Below are 12874 nucleotides of genomic sequence, written 5' to 3' on the forward strand. Positions count from 1 at the left end.
GACATGGACTGGCTGACAGAAAACAAGATCCCCGTGGCCGATGTGGCCGAAGACGCGCTGGATTGGTTGCAAACGAACGGGGCATGGTTCTTTGACGGGCTGTCGGACCTGATGGAACGGCTGATCGAGGCGATCCTCTGGGTGCTGCAAACCCCGCATCCGCTGATCCTGATCGCCGTCTTCGCCGCGATCACTTGGGGCATCCAGCGCAACTGGAAAACCGTGGCCTTTGTGGTGCTGGGTTTCCTGTTCATCCTCAACCAAGACTACTGGGAAGAGACGATGGAGAGCCTGACGCTCGTGCTCTCGGCCTGTTTGGTCTGTATGGGCGTGGGCGTTCCGATTGGTATCGCCGTGGCGCATCGGCCCCGGCTTTATGCATGGGTGGCCCCGGTCTTGGACCTGATGCAGACGCTGCCGACTTTCGTCTATCTGATCCCTGCGATTGTGTTCTTCGGTATCGGCATGGTGCCGGGGCTGATCGCCACGGTGATCTTCGTGCTGCCCGCGCCGATCCGGTTGACGCAATTGGGCATCTCTTCGACCCCCAAGGCGCTTTTGGAGGCCGCGCAGGCCTTTGGTGCCAAACCGCGCCAGACACTGTGGAAGATCGAGCTGCCCTATGCGCTGCCGCAGATCATGACGGGTCTGAACCAGACCATCATGCTGTCGCTGTCGATGGTGGTGATTGCAGCACTGGTGGGCGCAGATGGCTTAGGTGTGCCGGTGGTGCGTGCCCTGAACCAAGTGAACACAGGCTTGGGATTTGAATCCGGGTTGGTGATCGTCGTCGTGGCGATCATGCTCGACCGTATCCTGCGGGTGGGACGGAAATGAATAAAGCAGTAGAATTCGACAACGTATCTATCGTCTTTGGCGACAAACCGGAGAAGGCGCTGCCGCTGATGGACGAAGGCCAAAGCCGTGCCGAGATTGAAGCGGCGACCGGGCAAGTGCTGGGCGTGCATGACTGCTCGCTCACCGTTGAGAATGGCGAAATCCTTGTGTTGATGGGGCTTTCGGGCTCGGGCAAATCGACGCTTCTGCGTGCGGTGAATGGGCTCAACCCGATGGTGCGCGGTACGGTGCATGTGCATGATGAAAACTGGTCTTGCGACATTCATGCCAGCAATGCCGCCGAGCTGCGCCGCGTGCGCCGTGAATGCGTGTCGATGGTGTTTCAGCAGTTCGGCCTGCTGCCATGGCGCACGGTGCGCGACAATGTGGCGCTTGGGCTGGAACTGTCGAATGTCCCCAAGGCCGAGCGGTTGGAACGGGCCAAGCGTCAGTTGAAACTGGTGGGCCTCAGCGATTGGGCCGACCGCAAGGTGGGCGAGCTTTCGGGCGGGATGCAGCAGCGTGTGGGCCTTGCCCGCGCCTTTGCCACCGAAGCGCCGATTTTGCTGATGGATGAGCCTTTTTCGGCGCTTGACCCGTTGATCCGCACGCGGCTGCAGGATGAGCTGTTGGACCTGCAACGCGAGTTGAATCGTACGATCATCTTCGTGAGCCACGACCTTGATGAAGCCTTCAAACTGGGCGGGCGCATTGCCATTATGGAAGGCGGCCGCATCGTGCAGATCGGCACCCCGCGCGAGATTTTCTCGAACCCTGCATCGGACTATGTGGCGGAGTTCGTGGCCAATATGAACCCGCTTGAGGTTCTGACGGCGCGCGACGTGATGGGCGCGGATGACGGTGCTCCGACGCAGGGCGAAACCACGGCAGAGACCCCGGTGCGTGCGCTGATGGAGCGGCTGCGCGGGGCAGATGCGGCGATTGCGGTGATGGAAGACGGCACGCAGATCGGGACAGTCACGGCGCATAGCATCGTGGACCGGCTCAAGGCCTAGGCCGGGATCTGACAAAACGCAAAAGGCGCCGCCCGGCTTGGTTGGGCGGCGCCTTTTGCTATTGAAAGCGGTGGTTATAGGGCCGCCGCGGTGCCCAAGGTCTTTAGGATCGGACAGTCGGGTCGATCATCCCCGGCGCAGTCGCGGACCAGCGTGCTCAGCGTGTCGCGCATCTCTTGCAGGCCGCTGATCTTGGCTTCGATCTGCACCAGATGCTCTTTGGCAATCGCCCGCACGTCGGCACTGGCGCGGTTTTTGTCCTCCCAGAGGGCCAGCAGGTTGCGGCAATCCTCAATACTGAAACCCAGCGTCCGGGCGCGGCCCAGAAAGGCGAGCTTGTGCATCTCGCTTTCGCGAAAGGCGCGGTAGCCATTGGCGTCGCGCAGCGGTTTGACCAGCCCGATATCCTCGTAATAGCGGATGGTTTTCGGCGGCAGGCCCGTGTGTTGTGAGACTTCTCCAATGTTCATAATGCGCTCCTATTCTGCGGCCACGGGGGTGGCGGCCCGTGGTTCTTTTTCTGGGGTGGCGTTTTCGGCCAAGGGGGCTGCGATCCAGCGCAGGCGCAGCGCGTTGCTGAGGACGAATACGCTCGACAATGCCATCGCCCCGGCGGCCAGTGCGGGCGACAAAAGCCAGCCGGTCAGCGGATAGAATGCACCCGCGGCGACCGGGATCAGCAGCACGTTGTAGCCAAAGGCCCAAAAGAGGTTCTGCCGGATATTCGCCATGCTGCGCTGGCTCACATCGATGGCATTGACCACGCCGCGCAGGTCGCCCGACATCAGCACCACATCTGCGGCCTCAATCGCCACATCGGTGCCGGTGCCGATGGCAAGCCCCACATCGGCCTGCGCCAAGGCAGGTGCATCGTTAATGCCGTCGCCAACGAAGGCGATGCGGTTGCCGCCCTCTTTCAACTTGTCGATGGCGGCCACTTTGCCATCCGGCAGCACTTCGGCGACGACCCGATCAATGCCCAGTTGCGCCGCGATAGCGTCTGCGGTGCCCCGGTTGTCACCAGTGATCATCGCTACATCAAGACCAAGGTCGTGCAGCCCCGCGATGGCTTCTGGCGTGCCGGGTTTGATCGGGTCGGCCACGGCGATCACAGCGGCGAGTTTCCCGTCCAAAGCGGCATAGAGCGGGGTTTTCCCGGCCTTCGCCATCTCTGACGCGATCCGCCCGGTGTCGCCCAAATCGATCCCGTCGCGGATCATAAGGCGGTCCGCACCCAAGGTAACCTTGCGGCCCAAGACCGTCGCGCTGACGCCAAAACCGGTGTGGGATTGGAAATCGCTGACCTCGCCGGGCACAGGGCCCGCAGCTTCTGCCCGGCGCAGGATGGCTTGGGCGATGGGGTGCTCCGAGCGCGCCTCGACCGCGCCGATCAGGAGCAGCACCTCATCTTCGGTCAGGTCGTCCATCAGCACAAGATCGGTAAGTTCGGGCTTGCCCTTGGTCAGCGTGCCGGTCTTGTCCAGCGCCACGGTTTTGACGCATTGCAGGCTTTGCAGCGCATCGCCCTGACGGAAGAGCACGCCCAATTGCGCCGCGCGTCCGGTGCCCACCATGATGGAGGTCGGTGTGGCCAGACCCATCGCACAGGGGCATGCGATGATCAGCACCGCCACCGCCGGCACCAAGGCGTGGCTGAGCGAGGGGCCGAAGGCGAGCCAGACCCCGAAGGTCACCAGTGCCACGGCAATCACGGCGGGAACGAACCACAGGGTGATGCGATTGACCAAGTCTTGAATGGGCAGCTTTGCACCTTGGGCCTCTTCGACCATGCGGATGATCTGCGCCAGCATCGTGTCGCCGCCGACTTTGGTCGCGCGAAACGTGAGGCTGCCGGTGCCGTTGACCGTGCCGCCGACAACCTCTGATTCCGTGGCTTTCTCAACCGGGACAGGCTCACCCGTGATCATGCTTTCATCGACGTAGGATTGGCCCTCGACAACAACGCCGTCGGTCGCGATCTTTTCGCCGGGACGCAGGTGGATGATGTCGCCCGCAATGATCTCATCAATGGGCAGCTCAACGACCGCGCCGTCCCGTTCGACCCGCGCGCTGCTGGCGCGCAGGCCCATCAGTTTGGCAATCGCCGCCCCGGTGCGCCCCTTGGCGCGGGCCTCAAGATAGCGGCCCAGCAAGATCAGCGTCACAATCACCGCAGCGGCTTCGAAATAGACCACGCGGCTGCTTTCCGGCAGCAGTCCCGGCGCAAAAAGGGCGGTCACCGAAAAGAGCCACGCCGCCCCTGAGCCGAGCGCCACCAGCGAGTTCATATCCGGTGCGCCTTTCAACAAGGCACGCAGACCCTTGCTATAGAAATGTCGTCCGGGCCAAGCCAAAACGAGGGTGGTGAGGGCAAATTGAACGAACCAACTTGTCGCCATCCCGATGTTTTCAGCGATCCAAGTGTGGAACGCCGGGATCAGGTGGCCGCCCATTTCAAGCAAAAAGACGGGTAGGGTTAATAAGGCTGCCAGTACGGTCATTTGTCTGAGGTGCGTCGCCTCTGCTTCCTTTCGGGTTGCCGCATCGGGGCTGCCTGCATCTTGCGTGTCGACGGCTGCGGGATAGCCTGCCTGCGCCGCTGCATCATGCAGGGTGGACAGCAGATTGGCGTCCTCCAAAACCTCGACTTGGGCCTCTTCGCTGGCAAGGTTGACGGAGGCCGAGATCACGCCCGGCACCGCAAGAAGGGCCCGTTCCACACGGCCCACGCAGGACGCGCAGGTCATATTGGACAGCCTCAAACGATGCGTAGCCGTGCGGGCCGGGTAACCCGCCTGTCTCAATGTAGCCGCGACTTTTGCCGCATCGAACCCCGGTGCCGTCGCGATCCGCACATTTTCTGCCGCGAGGTTCACCCGCACATCGTGCACCCCGTTAACCGTGTTCAGCGCCTTTTCCACCCGTCCAACACAGGACGCGCAGCTCATGTTTTGCACGCCAAAAGTGAGTGTATCTGTCTTGTCCATTTCGGGCTCTCTTTTCGTTGTTTTCCCAAATATGGGGGTTCCAGTTGCTGGAGGGTCAAGGCCTAAACTTGAAAAAGATTGCGGGGGCAGAAAGGATTTCGAATCATTGTGAATGATCTGCTGAAACCCACAAGATCTGCGCCAGGCCATGCAGTACTTTGGAAAATGCTATCTATTCTTTTGAATAAGCGCTCTGCCCATCGCGCCACCGCTATGGCTTGAAGCATATCTTAATACCTTCCTGCGCAACTGATCCCAACTCGCTTTGTCGGTAGGCTGTTTCAAAAGTAGTGGGCATAGAAATGCATTTTAAGTTTCATCTGATTGGTCTGTTCTTGACGCGCATTCTGCAGGGGGTGGCCGTCAGTCTCCGCTGGTGCGTTTTAAAAGCGCCCCTGCTGCGGTTGATCTTTGCCACGCTTTTGTCGCTCTTGCCGCTTTCGCTGGCGACACGGGCCGCGCTTGCGCAGCAATTGATCCTTAACCCTGTTGGTTTGCCCGCCGTGGTTGGCGCCGGGGTTGGGGAGCGGGCATTGTGGTCCAACGCGGGCACTGTCGGCGGTGTCGCTGTCGATATCGTGGCCGAGATGGCCTTCGCGGGCCGGGACCATGTATTCACCACCGGTAATGGACAGATCCAGATTACGTCGAGGGGGCAAGATCCGCATTTTGTGGATTTTTACCTCTATGAGGCGGGTACCCATAACCTCACGACCAACTCCGGCGGCGTGCCAGTGGTGGCCGATGTTTTCTTTCAGATCAATGACATTGACGGGCCACTGAACGAGCAGGTTTATGTGAATATCTGCGAAGGCTCGGCCGAATTCGTCCGGATTGACCGAGGTGCAACAACCTATCGCGGCTATATCGAAGGGCCGGATGCGAACCTTGGGACGGAGGTTTTCTACCTCGCCGGAGATCGTCCTTATAGCAACCAACCGGTGTCCGGGCTTGAGATTTTCTATCCGCAGGTCTCCACTTTCAACTTTGGCCGTACCGCGAACAATGGCTTCCTCGTGCTGCTTTCCAATCCGACCTATGATGAAGCGCAGACCTATGACCTTCAATGCGGCGACTTCAAAGCGCCGCTGTTGCAGGACGATCTAAAAGAACAGGTCTTGGGGGAGCCGGTCGTGGTGAACATCTTGTTCAACGACAGTGTCGCGACCGAAAACAACAATGCCCCTGCCAATAATTCCGGTGAGCCGAGCGAATACGCCAAACAGGCCATTGACCTGATTCCTCCGACCGGCGCACTGAATATCGTGACGGATTCCCAAGGGCACCGCGTTGGATTTGAGGTGCTGGGCGAAGGGACATGGAGCTATGACGACCTAACCGGAGAGCTGACCTTTACGCCCTTCGCGGCCTTCTTTGCAGCGCCGACGCCGATTAATTATCGTTACCAATCACCCATCATCCTACCCAGTGAACCGCAGGCCTATTCCGCCCCTGCGGAGGTCTCGATCGATGTGGGATCTGTCGGTCTGCTAAAGTTGGCGCAATTGGTGGATTTAAACTTGAACGGCTATGCCGATGCAGGCGAAACGATTGCTTATGTCTTTACGGCTGAGAACTTTGGCAATGTCGATCTGACCAATGTGCAACTGCAAGAGACGCAGTTCAGCGGCAATGGGGTACAGCCCGTCATCACCTTTCAGGCTGCGACATCCTTGTCCCCCGAAGGCACGCTTTTGGTCGGTGAAAGGGCCGTCTATACCGCGACCTATACGCTGGTGCCCGAAGATCTGGACACCACGATTACAAACCAAGCAGAGGTGACAGCCCAGACGCCGGGTGGAACAAATGTGTCTGATCTGTCAGACTCGGAAAATCCCGGCGATGGGGATGGCACCCCCTCAAACGGCCCAGGTGAAGGCCGTGATGATCCGACAACGATCTACGCTGGCTCTGGTCCTGATCGGGGCGATGCGCCGATCACCTATGGCGACCCCCAGCATGCCGACACCGCCCAATATTGGATTGGTGCGCTCAACGGTGATGGGGACGGTTCGCCGCAGCATTCCATCGATGGGTCCGGCGATGATCTAGACGGCACAGACGACGAAAGCGAAGAGGCATTTCCCCAGCTTTACGGGGATCTGACCCGCACGGTTACCGTGGCCGTGAATGAGCCTACGCCCGGCAACGGATATCTTCAGGCATTCGTCGATTTCGGCGGAGATGGCATCTTCGTTGGCGATCAGGTTGCGACCAATATCCAAGATGGCGGCCCGCAGGACCTTGACGGAGCGGTAAATGGTCAGATTTCCTTCCCAGTAAGCGTTCCGGTGACGGCCGTGCTGACGCCGACATTCGTCCGCTTGCGGTGGTCGTCGGCGATTGGGCTGGATGCCATCATTGCTGCCCCGGATGGGGAAGTCGAAGACTATGGCATTACCATCAAGACACCGCCTGACGCCGACCGTGGCGATGCCCCGGCGAGCTATGGCGATCCGCAGCACATCATTGAAGGCCCCGGCGCGCCAGAAATCTATTTGGGGAACAATCCGCCGGATATTGATCTGCTGCCGCAAAACTCGGTTGGGGCCACGGGCGATGATGTTAATGGATCGGATGACGAAGACGGGGTGGTTTTGCCGCAGTTCTATCGTGGCGGGCTGGCGGAGATTACAGTTACTGTCAGCGATCTAAGCGGCGCAGCGAGATCGTCTTATTTGCAAGCGTTCATCGATTTCAACGGGGATGGCACCTTTGCGCAAGCCGGGGAACAGGTGGCCCTAAATCTGCAGGATGGCGATTTGCTTGATAAGGATGGCTCAGCCAATGGGTCGATCCTTTTCGAGGTGGCGGTGCCGGCCAATGCCACGACCTTGCCAACCTATGCCCGTTTCCGCTGGTCAACAGACAGTACGGGGCTTGTCACCGCCTTTGAGGGGGAGGTGGAAGACTATCAACTTATCATTTCCAACGATCCGCCGCCTTTGACCTGCGACGCATCACTTTACGCGGTGGTCGATAGCCCTTCGGCCCTCGTGCGAATGACTTTTCGAGATAGCGGCGGCAGCTATTCAACAACCGTGGATTCCTCAGGCTCTATCGGGGCTAACCGGGATGGGGCATGGGGGTATAACGCGCTGGATGGCTATATCTATGGCGTGGATCAGGGCACCCGTAGGCTCTACCGGATCGACGGTGCGGGTAACATTACCGACTTCGGCGATATTTTCGGCGCGAGTGCTGCGCGCAATGCGGGCGATATTCTGCCCAATGGTCGAATGATCTATGAAGCGGGCGCAACCACATGGCAGATCGTCGATTTGACCAATCCTGCCGCGCCTGTTGCTGTAGGGCAGATAAGTCTCAACATCAGCGTTAACCCGGACGACATCGCCTACAATCCCGTTGACGGCATCATGTATGGGATTGATCAAAACTCAGGGTTTCTGTTCCGCGCCGCGGTCAATAACGGCGCCCCGAGTAATGTGACACCCCAAGCGATTGGACCGGCTATCTATGCTGGCGTATTCGATGCGCTCTGGTTTGACGGCGACGGTAGGCTTTATGGCTACTCGAACACCACCAACAACCTTTTCGTCATTTCTACTACCACGGGTGCGGCGCAGTTAATCTCAACCGTCGCCTTTGACGAAGGCGGGCGCAGCGATGGCATCTCTTGCCGGGGGCCAGCACCAATCCCCTTGGGCGGGATTTCGGGCAATATCTATGAGGATGCAGATGCCTCTGATGTAAGGGACAATGGTGAGACCAATCTCGGGGCGGGCGTGGGCATTTCGATCTATGACGATAATGGCACGCCGGCCAATACCGCAGATGATGTGTTTCTTGTCACGACCGACACGGCGGCCGATGGGACATATGCGGTGGGCGACCTTCTGGTCAGCACCACCTACCGCGTCGCGCTTGATGAGGCTGACCCTGATCTGCCTTCTGGGGCGACAATCGGCACGTCAAATCCACTGATCGGGGTTGGGGTTTCAGGCAATAGCTTCACCACTGACCAAGACTTCGGATTTGACCCGGCGGGCAGTGACCTTGAGCTCAGCAAGATCGCCGCTGCAACCGGCACCACGACGCCGATCACCAACGTATCAGAAGGCGACACGATTGACTGGATCATCACAATCACCAATGTCAGTGGTGGCTCACCTTCTGGTGTGAAAGTAATTGATCAGATTCCCAGCGGATTTGCCTATGTCTCTGACGATGCGCCGTCGACTGGGGATACGTATGATCCCGACACCGGATTGTGGTTTGTGGATGAATTGCTCAGTGGGGCCAGCGAAACCCTCACTATCACGACCACCGTGCTTGGCAGCGGTGACTTCACCAATCAGGCCGAAATCATCTATAGTTCTCTGCCGGACCCGGACAGCGATCCAACCACCGGGCCGTTGACCGACGACCTTTTCGACCAACTGCCCGATGATGACGAAGCATCTTATTCCGTGAACCTCGTCACCGGAGAGCGGATCATGTCGGGCCGTGTCTTTATTGACAATGGGGCAGGCGGCGGCACCGCGCATGATGCTTTGCTGAACGGCAGCGAAGGCGGGGTGTCATCGGCGGTTTTGGAAATTCTCGATAGCGGTGGCGCGGTGCTGGCGACACCCGGCGTGGCGACGGACGGTACATGGAGCTATGGTCTCTCAGGCGCCTACAGTGGGGAAATCACGATCCGCGCGATTCCGGCCAATGACTACCGCGCGATATCGGAGGCAACGACCGATCTGCCCGATCTTGTGAATACCAACCCGCATGATGGTGAATTCACTTTTACGCCCGAAGCCTTTGGCAATCGCATGGGGTTGGACATTGGGCTTCTGAAACTGCCCAGCTTGACGAATGACCGGACAACGACCGTCGCACAGGGCCAGGTGGCAACCTTACCGCATATCTACACCGCCACGTCTGAAGGGCAGGTGACATTTTCCTACGCAGGTGCCACTTCGACACCGACCGGCGCCTTTAGCGCGGCGCTCTATCAAGACGTCGGTTGTGACGACAGTCTGGATGGGCCAATCACCGGCCCCATCGCGGTCACCACCGGGCAAACCATCTGCATCGTATCGCGTGTTTCTGCAGGCTCGGGCGCTGGGCAGGGCAGCACCTATGTCTATCAAGTTCTGGCGGCGACGGCGTTCGCCCGCACCACGGTGACAAGTTCTGCCAGCAATACCGATGAAATCTCTGTCGGGGGGCAGTCCACGCAGATTGACCTGCGCAAAACGGTCGAGAATGAGACCCAAGGGACGGTAGAAGGCACCACTAATCTTGGCGGAGTCAATGATATCCTGCTCTACCGGATTTATCTGCGCAACAATGCGACCACGCGGGCGTCGAACGTAAAGATCTATGACATGACCCCGCCCTATACGAGCCTGTCCGAACCCATCGTCGACCCGCAGCAGGTTTCGCCCAACCTGAACTGCAATCTGGTGCGCCCTGCGAGCAATGTAGCAAACTATGCAGGCGCGATTGAATGGAATTGCATAGGTGAGATGTTACCAGGTGAAACCGGCGCGGTGCGGTTCCGGGTTGGGATACAGTAGATCGGCTGGACGTTAGCCGGGGCGCTTTATGCCCCGGCGCATCCGCGCTTAGCCCACATCGCGGGCCAAGCGCAGACCCATCATTTGCCAGCGCTGATGGGGGTAGAAAAACGTCCGGTAGCTGGGGCGCAGTTGATCCTTTGGCGTGGCACAAGAACCGCCGCGCAGCACCCGCTGATTGACCATGAACTTACCGTTGTATTCGCCCAATGCGCCATCAGGTGGCCGGAAACCGGGGTAGGGGGCAAAGTCAGAGGCGGTCCATTCCCAAACGTCGCCCCAAATGCCTTTGCCCGGCAGGGGCCGCAGCGCGCCAAGGTCCTTCGCATCGCCCATCAAATTACCGCTGATCGGCACATCGCGAAACGCGACCTCATGCTCTGCCTCGGTGGGTAAACGGCCTCCGGCCCACCGCGCAAAGGCCTCTGCCTCATAATAGCTGACGTGCACAACCGGCGCATCAAGGGCAACGGGTTGCGCCCCACGCAGGCTAAAGGTCCACCATGCGCCGTCCTGTCGCCACCAATAGAGCGGATGCTCCGAGCTTTCGCGCTGCGCCACTGCATGGCCTTCCATCAGCCACAGCCGCGCATCACTATAGCCGCCATCCTCCATGAAGGCGATCCATTCACGGTTGGTAACTGGGCGGTCAGCGATTTCAAACGGGTCCAGCCACACCTTGTGCCGCGGCCCTTCGCAATCATAGGCAAAACCGCGCCCCTCATGGCCAATCTCAACCAGCCCGCCCGCGTGTCGGGTAAAATTCAACGGGGTTTCATCGGTCACCGCCAGCGGCTCGGGGTCTTTATAGGTGGGCAAAAGGGGGTTGAAGCTCAGCCCATGCAACAGGTCGGTGATCAAAAGCTCCTGATGCTGCATTTCGTGGTGGCAGCCCAGTTCCACCAGTTGCGCGATCTCATCCATGTCGGCGCGGTTGGCATTCATCAGGTCGTTCAAGCTGTTTTCCACATGGTCGCGATAAGCCCGCACAGCATCTCCGTCGGGGCGCGACACCAGCCCCCGTTTGTCGCGGGCATGGCGGGGCCCGGCTTGCACGTAGTAGGAATTGAAAAGGACGGCGAAACGGTCATCGGGCGACATGTACTCAGGCAGCCGAGGTTTGAGGATGAATTCCTCGAAGAACCACGTCGTATGGGCCAGATGCCATTTGACCGGCGAGGCGTCCTCCATGCTTTGCAGCATCATATCTTCAGGACATAGCGGCGCTGCCAAGGCCTGCGTCCGGCTGCGGGTGGCGGTAAAGAGGTTCAAAGCCTCATTGGGGGACATCGGCAGGGGGGTGGCGTTCATCTTAGGCGCTCCTTTGGTGGTCCGCGGGCAGGTTCCACTATGGGCAAACTTAAGGCCGACGCGTAGATTTCAAGCGATCACACTGGCTCACCATTCGGTATAGCGCCGTTGCGGCCCCGGCAGAGCGCAGCATGGCTTGCCTTTCCCGCGCTGACCCGGCACTCGGTTCTTGCGCAAACGCGCAGAGGTTCCGCGCCTGACCACGCCCCGTACAAAAGCCCCCAAGGATCGCCCCATGACCAAGTTCTGTCTGACCGTTACCTGCCCCTCAAAGCGGGGGATTGTTGCCGCGATTGCCAATTATATCGCTGAAACCGGCTGCAATATCACCGACAGCGCGCAGTTCGACGATGCGGATAACGGCCAGTTTTTCATGCGCATTAGTGCCGAGGCCGAAACCGGTGCGACGCTTGAGGCATTGCGCGAAGGCTTCGCTGCGGTCGCCCAGCCCTTTGCCATGAATTATGAGTTCCATGACCAAGATACCACGATGAAGGTCGTCATCATGGTCTCGCGCTTTGGTCACTGTTTGAACGATCTACTTTATCGGGTCCGCATCGGCGCCTTGCCGATCGAGATCGTCGCGGTGATTTCAAACCACATGGATTACCAAAAGGTGGTGGTGAACCACGATATTCCATTCCACTGCATCAAAGTGACCAAGGACAACAAGCCGCAGGCTGAGGCGCGGATCATGGAGATTGTGGAAGAAACCGGCGCGGAGTTGATCGTGCTGGCCCGCTACATGCAGATCTTGTCGGATGCAATGTGTCAGAAAATGTCGGGCCGGATCATCAATATCCACCATTCCTTTCTTCCGTCATTCAAGGGGGCGAACCCCTACAAACAGGCCTATGAGCGCGGCGTGAAGCTGATCGGCGCGACCTCGCATTACGTAACTGCTGATCTGGACGAGGGCCCGATCATTGAGCAAGACATCGTTCGGATCACCCAATCGCAAAGCGCGTCTGACTATGTGTCGCTGGGCCGTGATGTCGAAGCGGGCGTCTTGGCGCGGGCGATTCATGCCCACGCTCACCACCGTGTATTCATGAATGGCAATAAAACCGTGGTCTTCCCAGCTTCGCCGGGCAGCTACAGCTCCAAACGTATGGGGTAAGGGCAGGCGGCCCCGCGTTTGATCGCGGGGCATGCTGCTTTGGCAGCGCAGATTAATGGTGACAAGGCA

At 59.2% G+C, this 12874-nt stretch carries 7 protein-coding genes; 4 read left to right on the forward strand and 3 right to left on the reverse strand.

What is annotated here, in order from left to right; genetic code table 11:
- Nucleotides 1-3: 3 nt before the first annotated feature.
- Together choW and choV are read left to right on the forward strand one after the other, a co-directional pair.
- On the forward strand, nucleotides 4-837 hold the full coding sequence (gene choW, locus ACSQ16_RS09275; protein ID WP_243260836.1) for a choline ABC transporter permease subunit: 834 nt from the start codon (nucleotides 4-6) through the stop codon (nucleotides 835-837).
- A complete protein-coding gene (gene choV, locus ACSQ16_RS09280) occupies nucleotides 834-1853 on the forward strand; it encodes a choline ABC transporter ATP-binding protein (protein ID WP_243260835.1) in 1020 nt (339 codons plus the stop codon). The genes choW and choV overlap by 4 nt, the downstream gene beginning before the upstream one ends.
- Nucleotides 1854-1927: 74 nt before the next feature.
- Here the strand turns inward: choV and cueR are convergent, their stop codons facing one another.
- Together cueR and ACSQ16_RS09290 are read right to left on the reverse strand one after the other, a co-directional pair.
- Nucleotides 1928-2323 (reverse strand): Cu(I)-responsive transcriptional regulator, encoded by a 396-nt coding sequence (gene cueR / locus ACSQ16_RS09285; RefSeq protein WP_243260834.1) that lies wholly within the window; start codon nucleotides 2321-2323, stop codon nucleotides 1928-1930.
- A 9-nt stretch (nucleotides 2324-2332) separates the two neighbouring features.
- Nucleotides 2333-4840, reverse strand: coding sequence for a heavy metal translocating P-type ATPase (locus ACSQ16_RS09290; protein ID WP_243260833.1), 2508 nt, complete (start codon nucleotides 4838-4840; stop codon nucleotides 2333-2335).
- 302 nt (nucleotides 4841-5142) lie between these two features.
- On the opposite strand from ACSQ16_RS09290, the gene ACSQ16_RS09295 reads away from it, so the two are divergent.
- Nucleotides 5143-10374, forward strand: coding sequence for a GEVED domain-containing protein (locus ACSQ16_RS09295; protein WP_435988732.1), 5232 nt, complete (start codon nucleotides 5143-5145; stop codon nucleotides 10372-10374).
- A 48-nt stretch (nucleotides 10375-10422) separates the two neighbouring features.
- Here the strand turns inward: ACSQ16_RS09295 and egtB are convergent, their stop codons facing one another.
- Nucleotides 10423-11685 carry an ergothioneine biosynthesis protein EgtB gene (egtB, locus tag ACSQ16_RS09300; RefSeq protein WP_435988733.1) on the reverse strand — a complete coding sequence of 421 codons (1263 nt, stop codon included), beginning with the start codon at nucleotides 11683-11685 and terminating at the stop codon, nucleotides 10423-10425.
- A 235-nt stretch (nucleotides 11686-11920) separates the two neighbouring features.
- Between egtB and purU the strand changes: the two genes are divergently transcribed.
- Nucleotides 11921-12805 carry a formyltetrahydrofolate deformylase gene (gene purU, locus ACSQ16_RS09305; protein ID WP_093925904.1) on the forward strand — a complete coding sequence of 295 codons (885 nt, stop codon included), beginning with the start codon at nucleotides 11921-11923 and terminating at the stop codon, nucleotides 12803-12805.
- The last annotated feature ends 69 nt before the right edge of the window (nucleotides 12806-12874 follow it).

Origin of the sequence: Sulfitobacter sp. SH24, assembly GCF_965641895.1 — a bacterium.
In the GTDB taxonomy this organism is placed as follows: domain Bacteria; phylum Pseudomonadota; class Alphaproteobacteria; order Rhodobacterales; family Rhodobacteraceae; genus Sulfitobacter; species Sulfitobacter dubius.

Coding starts and splice junctions, on each gene's coding strand:
- ACSQ16_RS09295 (WP_435988732.1), top strand. CDS start 5,143: ATGCATTTTAAGTTTCATCTGATTGGTCTGTTCTTGACGCGCATTCTG.
- egtB (WP_435988733.1), bottom strand. CDS start 11,685: ATGAACGCCACCCCCCTGCCGATGTCCCCCAATGAGGCTTTGAACCTC.
- choW (WP_243260836.1), top strand. CDS start 4: ATGGACTGGCTGACAGAAAACAAGATCCCCGTGGCCGATGTGGCCGAA.
- ACSQ16_RS09290 (WP_243260833.1), bottom strand. CDS start 4,840: ATGGACAAGACAGATACACTCACTTTTGGCGTGCAAAACATGAGCTGC.
- purU (WP_093925904.1), top strand. CDS start 11,921: ATGACCAAGTTCTGTCTGACCGTTACCTGCCCCTCAAAGCGGGGGATT.
- cueR (WP_243260834.1), bottom strand. CDS start 2,323: ATGAACATTGGAGAAGTCTCACAACACACGGGCCTGCCGCCGAAAACC.
- choV (WP_243260835.1), top strand. CDS start 834: ATGAATAAAGCAGTAGAATTCGACAACGTATCTATCGTCTTTGGCGAC.